The sequence below is a fragment of the Bacillus cereus group sp. RP43 genome (assembly GCF_040459645.1).
Lineage (GTDB): Bacteria > Bacillota > Bacilli > Bacillales > Bacillaceae_G > Bacillus_A > Bacillus_A mycoides_C.
The window spans coordinates 4,753,018-4,769,216 of sequence record NZ_JARVHQ010000001.1; the positions used below are offsets into that span (position 1 = coordinate 4,753,018).

Consider the following 16,199-nt stretch of genomic DNA (forward strand, 5'->3'; position numbering starts at 1 on the left):
TTATTACGCACCTAACATATCTTGAATGTCTGACTTTAATACGTCAGCTTTCGGGCCATATACTGCTTGTACACCTTTATCTTTTACAATAAGTCCTAAAGCACCATTTTGTTTCCATTTTGCTTCTGGTGCAACAACATCTAAATCTTTTACTGTTACACGTAAACGTGTCATACAAGCATCTACGTCAGCAATATTATCTTTTCCGCCCAATAAATCAATAACTTTTGTTGCTAATGAACCGTCTTGTACATTTCCTGTTCCTTCTGTTGACTCATCTTCATTATCAATATAGTTACCTGCACGCCCTGGTGTTGGTAAGTTGAACTTTTTGATTAAGAAGTTAAATAATGTAAAGTTTAGACCGAAGAACACTAATGAAACAATGACAAAGTTAATTAAGTCTCTCGTTAATCCTGCATTGACCATCATTGGTGTACGTGTAATTAACTCAATAAATCCGAATGCATGAACACGTAAATCAATTAAATCTGCTAATGCGAATGCAAGTCCTGTTGTAATAGCATATACAACATATAATACTGGAGCAATAAACATGAACATGAATTCAATTGGTTCTGTTACACCTGTTAAGAATACTGCTAATGCTGCTGATAAGAACATTGGTTTATATTTTGCACGTTTTTCTTTATCAACATTACGGAACATCGCAAACGCAATCCCCATTAACGCTGCTGTAGAGCCGATAACTTGTCCAGCTTTGAAACGAGCTGGTACAACGTTATTTAATAAATCGTTATATGCTTTCGTATCTCCATTTGCTAATAAATTATTTAAATCTGTAATCCATGCAAGCCATAATGGATCTTGCCCTGCTACAATTTGTCCAACTTTTGAGCCAGTTAGCATCGTATATGTTCCGCCTAGCTCTGTGTAGTTCATCGGAATCGTTAACATATGATGTAATCCAAATGGTAATAATAAACGTTCTAATGTTCCATATACAAATGGCGCAACAACTGGTGCACTATCTTTAGATGCTGCGATCCAGCGGCCAAATTCATTTAATCCACTTTGGATAAATGGCCATAAAAGTGATAATACAATCGCAGTGACTGTAGACCAAACAATTACAACGAATGGTACGAAACGTTTTCCATTAAAGAATGCTAATGCCTGTGGCAGCTTATTATAGTTATAGTATTTGTTATATAAATTAGCTCCTAAGAACCCTGTGATAATCCCTACGAAAACTCCCATGTTTAATGCTGGTGCACCAAGTACAGAAGTAAAGTAATCTTTTACAATTAAATCTCCTGCTAATACTGAAGAAACTGTCGCTTTTGAATCCGCTAACATTTGAGCGTTTACTCCAAATATAGCTCCTGTAATTCGGTTTGTTAAGACGAATGCTAATAGTGCTGCAAATGCACCACCTGCGCGATCCTTCGCCCAAGATCCCCCAATTGCTACTGCGAATAAAATGTGTAAGTTTGTAATAATTGCCCAACCGATGTCTTCCATTACACGAGCAATTGTATGAACTGCGTTAATATCCCCAGCAGACATCCCAATTAGCTTACCGATGGAAATCATTAAACCAGCTGCTGGCATTACAGCTACAACAACTAATAATGCTTTCCCGAACTTTTGCCAAAAATCAAAAGACGTAATTTTCATCTGTTCTTCCTCCCCTTTATTTATAACAACATAATGATTTAAATTATAATTTCTGTTTCTCTTATGAAAACGATTCCTTATATCCCTTTTTCTCTTTTCTCGTTACGCAACCGTTTTCATAAATCTATTTTAATAAAAGCGTTTTCACATTGCAATAGAAATTTATTTTTTTTCATAAAAAAAGATGCTCAAGGAGCATCCTTTTTTATTATGAAATGCGATAAACCCTTGTTTCATAAGGTTTTAACGTGATTGTAGTTACTTGTTCATGTTTCGCAACTTCATAGTTATTTAAAAGCAAACGTTTGCGTTCTAGTGCGAATGAAGGCTCATTATACACAACTTCCTCTTTTGAGATATTACTAATTACAATGACTTTTTCATCCTGTAACGTACGTGTATATGCATAAATTTGTGGATCGTCTTCTAAAAGTAAATCATACGTACCGTAGTTCAGTACATCGTGCTCTTTTTTCAAGGCAATCATTTTCTTATAGAAATTGAAAATAGACTTCTCTTCATTTTTTTGCTTTTCAACATTAATTTCCTTGTAATTTGGATTCATGCCAAACCAAGGTGCATTTGTTGTAAAACCAGCATTCATCTCATCGTTCCACTGCATAGGTGTACGTGAATTATCGCGGCAAGAAGCCCATATAATTTCCATCATATCTTGATGCGATACTCCTTCTGCAATTTTCTCACGATATAAATTTTTAACTGCTACATCATCGTAATCTTCAATATTTGGGAACTGAACATTTGTCATACCAATTTCTTGTCCTTGATAAATAAACGGTGTGCCGTGCATAAAGAAATACATCGCACCTAAAGCCGTTGCACTTTCACGCCAATATTCTTTATCATTTCCCCAAGTAGACACAATACGTGGCTTATCATGATTTTCAATGTATAAAGCATTCCATCCCTTATTTTCTAAACCTTTTTGCCATTTCGTTAATACTTTTTTCAACTCAACAACATCAAGATCTTTCTTCTTTTCTGCATCCCATAAGCTTAAATGCTCAAATTGGAATACCATATTGAATTTACCATTCTCTTCTCCAACCCAAAGATCAGCATCTTCAACTTTCACACCATTTGCTTCTCCAACAGTCATAATATCGTATTTAGCAAATGTATTTTCTTTTAATTCTTCTAGTAATGGCTGAATACCATTTACATTCATATGTTTGTCAAAAGAAGGCACATACTTTAACCCTTTTGGATTTGGCATATCCTTGAGGCCTTCTTCTTTTTTAATATGACTAATCGCATCGACGCGGAAACCATCAATACCTTTATCAAGCCACCAATTAACAGTATCATATAAAACTTCACGAACTTCTTTATTCTCCCAGTTCAAATCTGGTTGTTTACGCGAGAATAAATGTAAATAATATTGCTCTGTCACTTCATCATATTCCCATGCAGAACCATTAAAAATACTTTCCCAATTGTTTGGTTCCGCGCCGTCTTTACCATCCTGCCAAATATACCAATCACGCTTCGGATTGTCTTTAGAAGAACGTGATTCAATAAACCACGGATGTTCATCACTTGTATGATTAATAACTAAATCAATAATAAGCTTCATGTCACGCTTATGAACTTCATCTAGTAGCATATCAAAATCTTCCATCGTACCAAATTCATCCATAATGTCTTGATAGTCACTAATATCATAACCATTATCGTCATTAGGTGATTTATACATTGGACAAATCCAAATTACATCTATACCTAAATCTTTTAAATAATCCAGTTTTGCAATAATACCCTGTAAATCTCCAATACCATCACCATTTGAATCCATAAAGCTACGTGGATAAATTTGATAAGCGACAGCTTCTTTCCACCATGTCTTATTCATACTAATTCTCTCCTTTTGCATCCCATCGGATTTTTTATGCAAACGTTTTCGTAACACTATCATAACAAAATATGAATAGTTTGCAACTGTTTTCATTGAACTCTATGTAGTTTCCTTATTCTTATGCTTTATTTATTTCTCACAAAGATAAAGTGAAACTTTAATCAGTGGGGAGATGTCCATCCCCCGCTGATTATTAGCCCTTACCAATCGAGCTTTTACGAGCAGCCCTATCTTCTTTGCTTCAGCCGGATTGTCTTACTGCTCGCAAATAACGGGATAAATCTAACCCTTCTCGTCTTCTCGTCCATGCGTGTTAAATACACTTTTCATATACTAATACAAGCTCATATTATTTCAGAAAGGAGATATAAATTGAAACAAACAAAATTAACTGGTCGTATCGTCGTTCCCTCGGATCCTGGGTATGACATAGCCCGAATAAATTTAAATTTAAGCATTCCAAAATTCCCTTGTATTATTGTTTTTTGTCAAAATAAAAATGATGTGTGTAACGCCTTAAAATGGGCACGTGAGCGTCATATACCATTTCGCTTAAGAAGTGGACGACATAGCTACGAAAATTTCTCTCTTTTAAATGGCGGGCTTATTATTGATGTGAGTGAAATGAAGCAAATTACGGTTAGTACAGGAAAATTAACAGCAACAATTGAAGCGGGTGCAAATCTGGGCACTGTGTATAAAGAACTTTGGAAATACGGTTTTACAATACCAGCTGGCACAAGTGCAAGTGTCGGAATTGTGGGGTTAACACTCGGCGGTGGCATTGGCATGCTTTCACGCTTATTTGGACTAACATGTGATCAATTAGTAGAAGTCGAAATGGTACAAGCGTGCGGAAAATTTGGTGCAAAAATCATTCGTGCAAATGAACAAGAAAACCCTAAGCTATTTTGGGCATGCCGTGGCGGTGGCGGTGGAAATTTCGGAATTGTTACTTCCTTAACCTTTCGAGTCCACCCTATAAAAAACGTATCAATTTTCTCACTTACATGGGAATGGAAAGACTTTGTTGCTGCCTTTCAAGCTTGGCAAAACTGGGCACCTTATATAGATGAACGTCTCACTTCATCAATTGAATTATTCTCTAAACAACGAAATAAAATCGAGGTGAAAGGTGAATTTGTCGGCTCTCCTTCTGAACTCTATCATCTATTATCTCCTCTTCTTGAAACTGGTAATCCTTCTCTCTTTATAGATGAAGTCCCGTATATACAGGCTGTTCAATTCTTTAATAGCGGCAATATTCCTGAAAAATTCAAACGCTCTGGTTCCTACGTATATAAACCTATCCCTCTTAAAGGTATTCAAATCTTACAATATTTTCTTTCTCATGCACCAAATAAAGATGCGAGTATTTGGCACCAATCACTCGTAGGTGCTGTAGAAAACATTTCCCCTAATGAAACAGCTTATTTCCACCGCAAGGCAATTATTGCTCAAGAGTATATTACTTCTTGGAAATGCAACGATGAAGAAAACCGAAATATACGCTGGGTTAAAGATTTAAGGGAAAGCTTAGATCCTTACACACTGGGAGACTATGTCAATTGGCCCGATATCGACATAAAAAATTGGCAAACTAGTTATTATGGCTCTAATTTTCAAAGGTTGCGTAAAGTGAAGACAGCATATGACCCTTTTAATGTTTTTCGTTTTCAACAAAGCATTCCTCCTTTCCATACGTAAAAAAGAAGAACAGAATTCTGTTCTTCTTTTTTACATTGAAAATCGTTCAATCGTTTGTTTCAAATCAGCTGCTTGCTTCTCTAAATCTTTTAATAATCGATCGATTACCACCATGTTTTTAGATTGTTGTCTCGTTACACGTGTCACTTCTTGTGAACCAGCTGACGTTTCCTCAGCAATTGCTGCTACAGCTTTTGTTTGTGCTCCTGTCTGATGAATGTGACTCACTTGTTCATTCATATAACTACTAATTTGCTTGGTTGCATCGGCTACTTCCATAATGCTTGATGACATTTCTTTTAAAATTAATTCAGTAGCTTCGCCGCGTTTTGCCTCTTCTTTAGCTGTTTTCACTTGCTCTGTCATTTTCAGTGCGACTTGTTGCACTTCTTCCTGCATATTCCGTAATAATTGCGATATATTTCTGGCAGAATGATCACTTTCATCAGCAAGTTTACGTACTTCTTCTGCTACAACTGCAAAACCTCTTCCATGTTCACCAGCACGAGCTGCCTCAATAGAAGCATTGAGTGCTAATAAATTCGTTTGGCTAGCAATCTCACTCACAACAGAAACAATATGTTCAACTTGTTTCATTCGTTCTTCTAACTTCTGTACATTTTGCATCGAATTTTCATTTTCTTGCGCCAATGTTTGAATACCTTGAATTAAAGAAGTGAAGACACGTGTACTTTGTCCTAAAGCTTGAACCATTTCTGAAGACAACCCGTCAGACTGTTTTGCTTTTTCTTCTACTTCACTCGCAATAGAAGTTGTTGTATCAACAGTAGAAACAATTGCCTGAATCGATGCTGCTGATTGCTCAGCGCCGAAAGAAATCTCTGCAAGAGTCTCAGATACACCTTGAGCCTGCTTTGTTGCTTCACTTGTTTGCTTTCTAATTTGCTGAACTTGATTATTTGTATACGAAAATGTAGTATCGATATTTTTTACCATTACTCTTAAATTTCCTAGCATCATATTAAATGCAACACTTAAAGATTTAATTTCATCGTCTGCCTTTGGCAATTGGACATCCTCCCGAATATCACCCTCAGCTGCTTTCCTTGCAGCTTCTTCCAACTTCCGAAGTGGTTTAATTAAAAAGATTGCTGCTCCATATGCTAAAATTCCAGACCATACTACACCTAATAACATAACGATGATATTATAAACAGTTCGACTTACATAAATTTGAAAATAATCATATATAACGTAAATAAAAAATAAGCTTGTTGAATATGTAATTAAAGCTAAAACTGTAGTGAATAGCATAAGTTGTGTACGTAAGCCAAAGGAAAAAGTTTTCTTCTCCTTTTCCATTTCTTCTTCCCCCTTTTTATAATCAATATATGTACTACCTATATATTATTATCCATATTTTCGTTATAGAAAGATATAGGGATTTTTAAAATCATTATTTCCTTGAATATCAAATCCTTTTAAAAAAATAAAGGATTCTGACAATTTATGACTAATAACAGAAATAAGGGGCAACATTTGTAAAATACATTTTTGACTGGGGGTTTTGTATGATCCAAGTTCGAAATCTAGTAAAATCATTTGGCTCACTTGATGTTTTAAAAGGAATTGATTTAGAAGTAAAAGAAAAAGAAGTTGTTGTTTTAATTGGTGCCAGTGGTTCCGGCAAAAGTACATTACTTCGCTGTCTTAACTTTTTAGAAATGTACGATGAAGGTGAAATTCACTTACAAGGTGAGCGGATTGATCCAAAGCATTCAAATTTAAACAAAGTCCGTGAAAATGTCGGTATGGTTTTTCAACACTTTAACCTCTTTCCTCATATGACCTCACTAGAAAACATCATAGAAGCACCTATTCACGTAAAAAAATTGGAAGCAGCAAATGCAAAGGAGATTGGAAATCAACTCCTACAAAAAGTCGGCCTACAAGATAAAGCAGATGTAACTCCCCACCTCCTTTCCGGTGGTCAAAAACAACGAATTGCGATTGCACGAGCTCTTGCCATGAATCCTAAAATTATGCTATTTGATGAACCTACCTCAGCTTTAGACCCTGAACTTGTCGGAGAAGTGTTGCAAGTTATGAAAGAACTTGCTGAAGAAGGAATGACAATGGTTATTGTTACTCATGAAATGAATTTCGCAAGAGATGTAGCTGACCGCGTCATCTTTATGGATGACGGGAAAATTGTAGAGGATGCTTCGCCAGAGCAATTTTTTTCCGCTCCATCGCATGAACGGGCAAAGCAATTCTTACGCAACGTTTTATAATGTAACTTCTGTTTCAAACATAAAGAAATGCATTCATACGGGGCACAACTAATTGTCCAAATAAAATATCTCCATAACATATTGAAAACAATCCGTATGATCAATATATAGGAGGGGTTTTATGAAAAGAAAACTATTAACCATTGTTGCGAGTATTACATTATGTACATCCTTCATACTAGGAGCCTGTAGTAAGGAAAGCTCTACTACTTCATCTAATGGTAAAAATGAATTTCGTTATGCGATGAGTGGTTTATACAAACCTTTTAACTATAAAGAAAATGACGGGAAACTTGTCGGTTTTGATGTAGAAATAGGTGAAGCTCTCGGGAAAAAGATGGGAATGAAACCTGTTCCTGTTACAAATCCTTGGGAAACATTGATTCAAGGTCTACAATCAAAAAAATATGATGTGATATTAGGAAGTATGGCTATTACAGAAGAGCGATTAAAAGCCGTGAATTTCTCAAATCCATATTATCGCTCTGGTGCACAAATTTTTGTAGCTAAAAAGAATACATCTATCTCTTCTCCAGAGGACTTGAAAGGTAAAAAAATAGGTGTTGTAAAAGCAAGTACTTTCAAAACCCTTGTTGCAAAATATACAGATCAAATTACAGAATATGATAGTGATATTACTGCACTTATGGACTTAGAACCAGGACGTGTAGACGCAGTTATTACTGATCAAATGGTTGGTCTTCGTATGATTAAAGAAGGTAAATCCAATATAAAAGAAGCTGGAAAACCGTTAAACCTTGATGAAATGGGAATTGCTATTCATAAAGACAATAAAGACATGGTCGAAAAGGTAAATAAAGCGCTAGATGAAATCATTAAAGACGGCACGTATGAAAAAATCAGTAAAAAATGGTTTGGGCGTAATATTCTTGGAGAAGAAGCAAAAACGAAGTAAGTTATCTCTTCAAAGTTTCCATAAATCATGCCCCACTGATTAAAGTTTCACTTTATGTGGGGCATTTCATTCTCTACTAAAATCCATCCAATATGAGGTGACACATATGTTTGAAATTTTTATCTCTACCTATCCCACACTCTTAAAGGCTACTATTGTCACATTACAATTAACATTAACATCCCTATTACTCGGTTCATTAATTGGATTACTAGTCGCGTTCTTTCGAATCTCTAACAATAAGGTTTTAAATAGTATTGCTCATGTATACATCGCCATTATTCGTGGTACACCTTTAATTGTTCAAATTGCTATTCTCTATTTTGGGATTACATCTGTTGTTGTGTTCACCCCTTTTTGGGCAGGAGCAATCGCTTTAGCAATTCATAACGGTGCATATATTACTGAAATTTTTCGCGGATCAATTCAATCCGTTGACCGGGGACAATTGGAAGCTGCTCGCTCTTTAGGGATGCCTTACCCTTTAGCGATGCGCCGGATTATATTACCACAAGCATTTCGTCTGTCTCTTCCCCCTCTAGGGAACCAATTTATTATTGGATTAAAAGATTCTTCACTTGTCGCTTATGTAGGAATGTCCGAATTATGGGGATCCGGTTTATCAATTGCCGCAGGTAACTTCCAGCAATTAGATACATATATCATTGTTGGTGTATACTATCTCGCACTAGTTCTTCTATTTACTTATCTTGTTAGTCTTCTAGAAAAACGACTACAACGGAAAGAAAATAACTCTGTCCACGTCAAGACGAAGAACAAGAAAGAAGTCTCTTTATAACAAAAAGCAAGCTCTAAGAGAGCTTGCTTTTTCATCGTAAAATATATCTATTATTGATTTACTTTTTTAACACTCTCTTTTTCCTCTATATGTTCCTCACGATATGAAATATTATGAGGATCCAATCCATTTCCTAAAGAACCATAGAAATGCTCCCTATGCGGATCAACTAATTCACTTCCGTGATAATACACACGTGGTGTATTCCAAAGTGCTGCCAATGCTTTTGTCATCGGCATTTCGTGATAGCGTTCCGGCCACATTTCTTTAATTTTATCTTTTACTAATGGATAGTATTTAGAACTCATAGCAGGAAACAGATGATGTTCTGTATGGTACGAGAAATTGAAATGTAAAACGTCTACCCAGCGCGGTACTGTTACTGATAAACAGTTTGCTAACGGATCATTTACTGGAACAATTGGATTTAAGCGGTGATTTGTTGCGATATATGCCATTACAATAAAGTTAGCAATTAACAATGGAATGACATATGCAAATAACCATTTTCCAGGTCCCATAATAAACAATAAACTAATCCAAACTGTCCAAGGCAAAAGAAGTTGAAGCCATACAGATTTTTGATTGGATGACTTGAACTCTTTTATAAAATGAAAGAACATTCGAGTCGAATGCAATGTAAATTGAATTGTTAGTGACAGAAAACTAAAGAATGAACGTACATGTAGAGGCATACGATATACCCAACTCAAAAACTTACTTTTTTTCAGTTTCTCAAATGTCGGCCATGCATCCGGATCATTCTCTTCATGCTGTGTATGAACATGATGCGTTGCATTATGCCACTTTCTCCAAAGCTTTGGCCCTGTTGATAATGGCATAAATGCAATCGCGCCTAAGAAATCACGAAGCCATGCCTTTCTCACAACTGTTCCATGTAAAATTTCATGCCCTAAAAATCCAAGTGAAGCAAAACATAATCCAAGAACAATCGCAATTCCTAGATTCGCCCACACATTCAATTCAAATACACCAATCGATATTAACCCCGCCAATGCCACAAGCAAATAAGCCAGTCCACCAAATAAACGAGCAGGCACTGGTTTAAATGCTTTTTTCGGCAAATGTGGTGATACACGTGCTGCATACCACCCAAACGTATGAAGCTCCTTCATCCTTTTGCCCCTTTCTTATGCCGCGCCTTGCGCAACTTACATATATCAATTCTTGCTTCCAGATTGATTTTACTAGGTGATTAAAAAAGCATCTATTATAAGGAAAATATACTCACTCTATCGTCACTTATTTTTCGCTTTTATTATCAATGAAAAACATTTCTCTTTTTACTCTCTATCAACCTTTCCACATGATGAATCATAACAATAGAATTTCTATATTGTCAACAACTTTTATGACCTAGTAATAAAAGTTGGTTATATTTTTATAATTATACTTTATTTCACTAAAGAAAGAGTATAGATTTCATAAGGATTTATCCACTATATATATACATATACTTAAACACAATGGACTCTATCTCATTCAAGAACTCTCTATATAATCAACAAACGGAATCACTTAAATTTAGTTTTATATAAATCCTACTTCTTCATAATGCCCTATCAAATTAATTATATCAAAATAATTTAATCCCTCTTTTAATAAAAGGAGACTCCTTTTAAAATAACACACATGAATTTCATATAATATGGAAATATTAAAAGGAAAATTGTTCTAAAATCAGGAGGTTTCCACAATGACAAGTGATACATTTCCACAACTGCCGTTATCTTATTGGATTGAATCTACTCCGTTTCCTACTTTCCCTCGTTTATCCGAAAATATAAAGACGAAAGTTGCTGTTATCGGTGCTGGTATTACAGGTATTACTACTGCCTATTTACTTGCAAAAGAAGGCATCGACGTTGTTTTAATTGATTCTGGTCTTATTTTAAATGGAACAACTGGGCATACAACAGCAAAAGTAACAGCACAACATGATCTTATTTACGACGAATTAATAAATCATTTCGGTGTGGAAAAAGCCAGGCTTTACTACGAATCAAATAATCACGCTCTCCAATTCATAAATGACACTGTGCAAACATATAAAATCGACTGTAATTTCACAAATGAAGATTCGTATTTATATACAACTACCAATAATGGCCTGCGAACTTTAACGAAAGAATATGAAGCCTATCAAAAATTAAATATTCCTTGCGACTATGTTCAATCCCTGTCGATTCCTATTCCAGTACAATCTGCACTTGTGATGAAAAATCAAGCGCAATTCCATCCCCTCCTTTATTTAAAAACACTTTTAGAAAAGTTTGTGGAAATGGGCGGAAAAGTTTATGAGCAAACAACAGCTATTGATGTGGAAAAAGGAGATTATCCACAAGTAATTACAAAGGGTGACCATCGCATCACTTGTAATTATATTGTCTCTTGTTCACATTTTCCTTTTTATGATGCTAATAGCTTTTTCTTTACGCGAATGTATGCAGAACGCTCCTATGCTCTCGCAATAAAAGCAAAAACGGATTATCCAGGGGGCATGTATTTAAATATCGATGATCCAAAACGCTCCATACGTTATACGACAAGCAATGGAGAAAAGCTAATATTAATCGGCGGAGAGAGTCATAAAACAGGACAAGGAATAAATACGATGCTTCATTACGAAGCACTCTACTCTTTTGCTGAAGCAACTTTTGGAGTAGATGAAGTTCCCTATAGATGGTCAGCACAAGATTTAATCACGCTAGATAAGCTTCCTTATATCGGACATATTAACGAAAGGAATCCAAATATATTTGTGGCAACTGGATATCGTAAATGGGGAATGACGACTGGAACTGCAGCAGCTCATTTACTGAAGGACTCCATTCTAAAAGTCCACAGTCCGTATAAAGAACTGTTTGCACCATCACGCTTTCATGCAAATCCAGATATAAAAACTTTCCTCTCTCAGAACATTGATGTTGCTAAACACTTAATTGAAGGAAAAATTGAAACCGCATTACGTAAGCCAGAAGATCTTGAAGTTGGCGAAGGATCTGTTGTACATGTCAACGGTAAACGAGCAGGTGCTTATAAAGATAAAGAAGGAAAATTACATATCGTCGATACAACTTGCACACACCTCGGCTGTGAAGTTGAATGGAATAACGGTGATTGTACTTGGGATTGCCCTTGTCACGGTTCCCGTTTTTCAATTGATGGGGATGTTATGGAAGGTCCAGCAGATCAACCATTAAAGCGAGTTGATAACGAATAAAAAAACAAAGAAGTTCAACGGGAATCCTGTTGAACTTCTTTGTTTTTCATGACACCTTTTCAGATAAATTTCGATACAAGAAGGAAAATATTAACATAAAGTAAAATAATATATTCATCTACAAATAAAGTGAAACTTTAATCAGAGGAGGTTTTTGTCCATCCCCCTCTGATTATTAGCCCACACCAATCGGGCTTTTACGTGCAGTTAATCTCCCACCTAACTTCCTCGCATGTGCCTAATTTGAGTTGGGAGTCTTACTGCCCGCAAATAGCGGAATAAAAGGGGTGAATAACTATGCAACCTTCTGCTCCACCTCATCTAGAATCTACAGAAACTATCTTTTCAAGTTCTATTACAAAACTTGTTGTTTTTATTTGTTGGCTAGCCATTCTAGCTGACGGATATGATTTAGGTATTTACGGTGCCGTTCTACCAAAACTCCTAGAAGACAACAGCTGGGCACTATCACCAGCCCACGCTGGAACAATTGCCAGCTATGCTCTATTTGGGATGTTTATTGGCGCTATTCTAGTCGGAACCATTACAGATTTAATTGGACGAAAGTGGACACTTATATGCTGTTTAGCTCTTTTTTCTATCACAATGGGCTTAGCAGCAATTGCTCCTTCTCCGGAATTATTCGGGCTATCTCGATTTATCGGAGGAATCGGATTAGGCGGTGTTATCCCAACGGCTTCCGCACTTACTGTTGAATATTCACCAAAAAAACGGCAATCTTTTATTTATGCTCTTATGTTTACCGGCTATCCTTTAGGTATCGTGTTAGGTGCTATTTTATCCATGTTTATGTTAGAAGATCTCGGATGGAGAATTATGTTTGGCATCGGAATGATTCCGCTACTTCTCATTCCTTTCATTGTTCGTTATTTACCTGAGTCCATTCAATTTTTGTTATCACGTAATCGGCAAGAAGAAGCGAAAAAAATTCGTGATCGTTTTCAAATTGAATTACATGTAAAAAAAGAAATTTCTGAAACACCATCTAATACACAAAAGAAAAATGGATTTCTTACGTTATTCTCAAAAGAATACATAAAAGCAACTCTACTTTTCTGGACCACTTATATAATGGGAATGTTTTTAATATACGGTTTAAATACTTGGTTACCACAGCTGATGCGCCAAGCAGGATATCCTCTTGGATCTAGTTTATCATTTCTACTTATGCTAAATATTACTGCAGCTATCGGCGCATTATTTGCCGGGGCGATTGCCGATCGTATAGGAGCAAAAATTGTTATTAGCATCTCCTATCTTATGGCAGCCATATGCATCGGACTATTAACAATCAAACCCTCCATTACAATCATTTATCTTTTAATTGGTCTTGCTGGAATTGGATCAGTCGGTATTACTCAAATATTAAATGCATATGTAACACAATACTTCCCATCCCATATCCGAGCTACCTCTTTAGGCTGGGGGCTTGGCCTTGGGCGAATTGGTGCGATTGCTGGCCCTATTCTTGTTGGTATTATTATAACAATGCAATATGATCTGGCGTGGAATTTTTACTTATTCTCATTTGCAGGCCTTATCGCAGCTATATCTGTTTTCTTTATTCCTAAAAACTAAAAAAGAGCACAGACTTACTTGTGCTCTTTTTTACATAACTCAAACAACATATCTCGAAATAATGTATTTAAGCTTTCAATATCTATTCCTAGTCCCTTTTTAATACCTTTCACGTATTGCTGATAATAATCAATTTGCTCTTCTAAAAATTGATTTAGTACATTAATTTTTAAACCGATATCTAATTCAGTACCCGCTTTTTTCTTTATTAACAACTTTTCAATTTCATTCAATACACTACGTTCTACTGATAGTTCTGTAATTAACCGGTCAAATTCTACAGGAGGCAATGTCGCCTTCTCCTCTAACCATTTGCACGCTAAAATAGGACGTAATACGTAAAAGTACTTTTTCAACTTTACATTTTCACCTTGTAAAAATTCACGATAGTTTTTTGAAGCCATATGTAAGTAATGATATATTGTTGATTTCGGATCAAAATCCTTTTCACTCATTTGCTGAAGTTGTTCTGGAAGGCTAGAGTTTTTCGAATAAAAAATTGGTGATCGAATCCATTCGAGTAACGCTGGATTTGACTTTGCAAATAGTTGCAATGCCTTTTTAATATCCCAGCCACTTATATCTAAATCATCACTAATTGGATACTCGATTACATCACGTTTATCATGAATTGATAAATACCATTCTACAGGACGTATATAAACAAACCTAACATCATAATCGCTATCTTTCGATGGAAATCCCCACGCCCTGCTCCCTGATTCTACAGCAAATAAAATTTTCACATCATTCTCTTTTTCAATTCTTTCTAGTTCCAACTCAATTTTCTCTCTCATTTCATACCCTCCCCATTTTTTGATCATTTCCCTGGAAATTCGACAAATATAAGACTAATTTTACTACATACTAAAATAGCTGTCAGAAAGTTCCCGACAGCCTAACAAAATACCTATTTTTTCTTTTCAATTACAGTAACTGCAATTCGTTCAATCTCTTTTTGGATTTCTTCTTTATATGCATCAACTTTTGAAAAATCCATAGCGGCAATATAAATTCGTTCTAATTTATCACGAACTGATTTTGCCTTTGCTAAGAAAGACATCGCCTCATTCATTTTTGTTTTATACTGAATTGAAACGTCGCGAATTTCCGTAGCATACTTCTCATCTGTCCCTGGTGCAACAATGAGATCATACATATCGATAATCTCATCCCCCTCACGGCTTGGGAAGTATTCATGCGGTGCTGTGCTATCAAAAATTGCAAATCCTAATTCCCTTACGATAATCATATCGAGACTATTTGGGTCAAATCCACAATGATACACTTCTACTTCAAAACCTTTTTCTTCTGCTGCCTTAGCTAATTTTTTAAGCATCGTTGATTTTCCAGAACCTGGGCGACCTTTTATAAAATAGCGATGCGGAAGCCCTTCTGTCAAATTAGGAACGAAATCAACTGCTCCCTTCGGTGTAGCAGCCCCTAAGAAACGATGTTTCACAATTGATTTCTTCCCGCCTTTATCTGCAAACAATTTCTGTATAAGCTGATTTGTTAATTCGTTTGCTTTATTAAAATCAATGTTATTAATATATATTTTCTCCCACTCATCATGTATAACTAGAGCCTCTTTAAAACACCCGTAAGCTGCTTGAAAGGCTTTACTTGCTTCTGAAACAAATCGTTCAATCTCTAATTTTTTCTTTCTTAATTTATCTGAGTCCCAAGCAACGCCTAAATTTATATACTCCTCTACAACTCCAGGCATTTTCGGCTCTATAACGTGTGGCGATGTCCCATCGACAATTCCTACATTTAGCTTCGGAATAATTACACCGTCAACTGACTTATTATCAGAAGAACAATGTAAAAATTCAATATCATATCCTTTTCCAGTCCATTCACGCCCAATTGCTTTTATTAAAGAAGACTTCCCTGTTCCTGGACCGCCTTTTAAAATAAATAACCTATCTAGCCCTTTTAAACTCTCTTCATACAAGCTATAAAATCCCCTAGCTGTATTTCCACCAGCAAAATAGTTCAATACATTACCTGTCACTGCACCCACCCCTTCGCAGCATTCTACTTACATAAGCTACAATATGCGAGAACCTTTATTTGGGTGAATACCTATTTTGTATTGCACGAAAAAAGGAAATGAATTACAATCTAAATATCTCGAATATTCCGAATTTAAAACT

12 protein-coding genes and 1 pseudogene are annotated in these 16,199 nt (G+C 35.8%); 6 read left to right on the forward strand and 7 right to left on the reverse strand.

Annotated elements, in window-relative coordinates; all coding sequences use genetic code 11:
- Positions 1 to 3: 3 nt before the first annotated feature.
- Complete coding sequence (locus QCI75_RS24690) at positions 4 to 1,641, reverse strand: PTS transporter subunit IIBC (protein WP_098779978.1); 1,638 nt, start codon at positions 1,639 to 1,641, stop codon at positions 4 to 6.
- Positions 1,642 to 1,849: 208 nt separating this feature from the next.
- Positions 1,850 to 3,514: a glycoside hydrolase family 13 protein gene (locus QCI75_RS24695; protein WP_144505220.1), complete on the reverse strand. Its 1,665-nt coding sequence runs from the start codon at positions 3,512 to 3,514 to the stop codon at positions 1,850 to 1,852.
- A gap of 375 nt (positions 3,515 to 3,889) precedes the next feature.
- On the opposite strand from QCI75_RS24695, the gene QCI75_RS24700 reads away from it, so the two are divergent.
- Complete coding sequence (locus QCI75_RS24700) at positions 3,890 to 5,224, forward strand: FAD-binding oxidoreductase (protein ID WP_353761353.1); 1,335 nt, start codon at positions 3,890 to 3,892, stop codon at positions 5,222 to 5,224.
- Positions 5,225 to 5,254: 30 nt separating this feature from the next.
- On the opposite strand, the gene QCI75_RS24705 is transcribed toward QCI75_RS24700, so the two are convergent.
- Positions 5,255 to 6,205, reverse strand: a complete 951-nt coding sequence (locus QCI75_RS24705) for a methyl-accepting chemotaxis protein (protein ID WP_483299478.1) — start codon at positions 6,203 to 6,205, stop codon at positions 5,255 to 5,257.
- Positions 6,197 to 6,547, reverse strand: a pseudogene (locus QCI75_RS30605) (HAMP domain-containing protein); the annotation flags it as partial. The gene QCI75_RS24705 and the pseudogene QCI75_RS30605, both read right to left, overlap by 9 nt.
- A 209-nt stretch (positions 6,548 to 6,756) precedes the next feature.
- Here QCI75_RS30605 and QCI75_RS24710 point away from each other — a divergent pair.
- From QCI75_RS24710 to QCI75_RS24720, 3 genes are all read left to right on the forward strand, one after another.
- Positions 6,757 to 7,479 (forward strand): amino acid ABC transporter ATP-binding protein, encoded by a 723-nt coding sequence (locus tag QCI75_RS24710; protein ID WP_353761356.1) that lies wholly within the window; start codon positions 6,757 to 6,759, stop codon positions 7,477 to 7,479.
- 121 nt (positions 7,480 to 7,600) lie between these two features.
- Positions 7,601 to 8,395, forward strand: coding sequence for an ABC transporter substrate-binding protein (locus QCI75_RS24715; protein WP_144505228.1), 795 nt, complete (start codon positions 7,601 to 7,603; stop codon positions 8,393 to 8,395).
- Positions 8,396 to 8,501: 106 nt separating this feature from the next.
- Positions 8,502 to 9,194 carry an amino acid ABC transporter permease gene (locus tag QCI75_RS24720; RefSeq protein ID WP_105586270.1) on the forward strand — a complete coding sequence of 231 codons (693 nt, stop codon included), beginning with the start codon at positions 8,502 to 8,504 and terminating at the stop codon, positions 9,192 to 9,194.
- A gap of 50 nt (positions 9,195 to 9,244) precedes the next feature.
- Here the strand turns inward: QCI75_RS24720 and desB are convergent, their stop codons facing one another.
- Complete coding sequence (gene desB, locus QCI75_RS24725; protein ID WP_144505230.1) at positions 9,245 to 10,330, reverse strand: Delta(10) desaturase DesB; 1,086 nt, start codon at positions 10,328 to 10,330, stop codon at positions 9,245 to 9,247.
- A gap of 581 nt (positions 10,331 to 10,911) precedes the next feature.
- On the opposite strand from desB, the gene QCI75_RS24730 reads away from it, so the two are divergent.
- Positions 10,912 to 12,438, forward strand: a complete 1,527-nt coding sequence (locus QCI75_RS24730) for an FAD-dependent oxidoreductase (protein ID WP_144505232.1) — start codon at positions 10,912 to 10,914, stop codon at positions 12,436 to 12,438.
- Between the two features lie 297 nt (positions 12,439 to 12,735).
- Positions 12,736 to 14,037 (forward strand): MFS transporter, encoded by a 1,302-nt coding sequence (locus QCI75_RS24735; protein WP_353761357.1) that lies wholly within the window; start codon positions 12,736 to 12,738, stop codon positions 14,035 to 14,037.
- A gap of 14 nt (positions 14,038 to 14,051) precedes the next feature.
- Here the strand turns inward: QCI75_RS24735 and QCI75_RS24740 are convergent, their stop codons facing one another.
- Both QCI75_RS24740 and QCI75_RS24745 read right to left on the reverse strand, forming a co-directional pair.
- Complete coding sequence (locus QCI75_RS24740; RefSeq protein WP_144505235.1) at positions 14,052 to 14,834, reverse strand: nucleotidyltransferase domain-containing protein; 783 nt, start codon at positions 14,832 to 14,834, stop codon at positions 14,052 to 14,054.
- 113 nt (positions 14,835 to 14,947) lie between these two features.
- The gene (locus QCI75_RS24745) at positions 14,948 to 16,057 is read right to left on the reverse strand and encodes a PRK06851 family protein (RefSeq protein ID WP_144505237.1); all 1,110 of its coding nucleotides are present in this window, start codon (positions 16,055 to 16,057) and stop codon (positions 14,948 to 14,950) included.
- Positions 16,058 to 16,199: the final 142 nt, after the last annotated feature.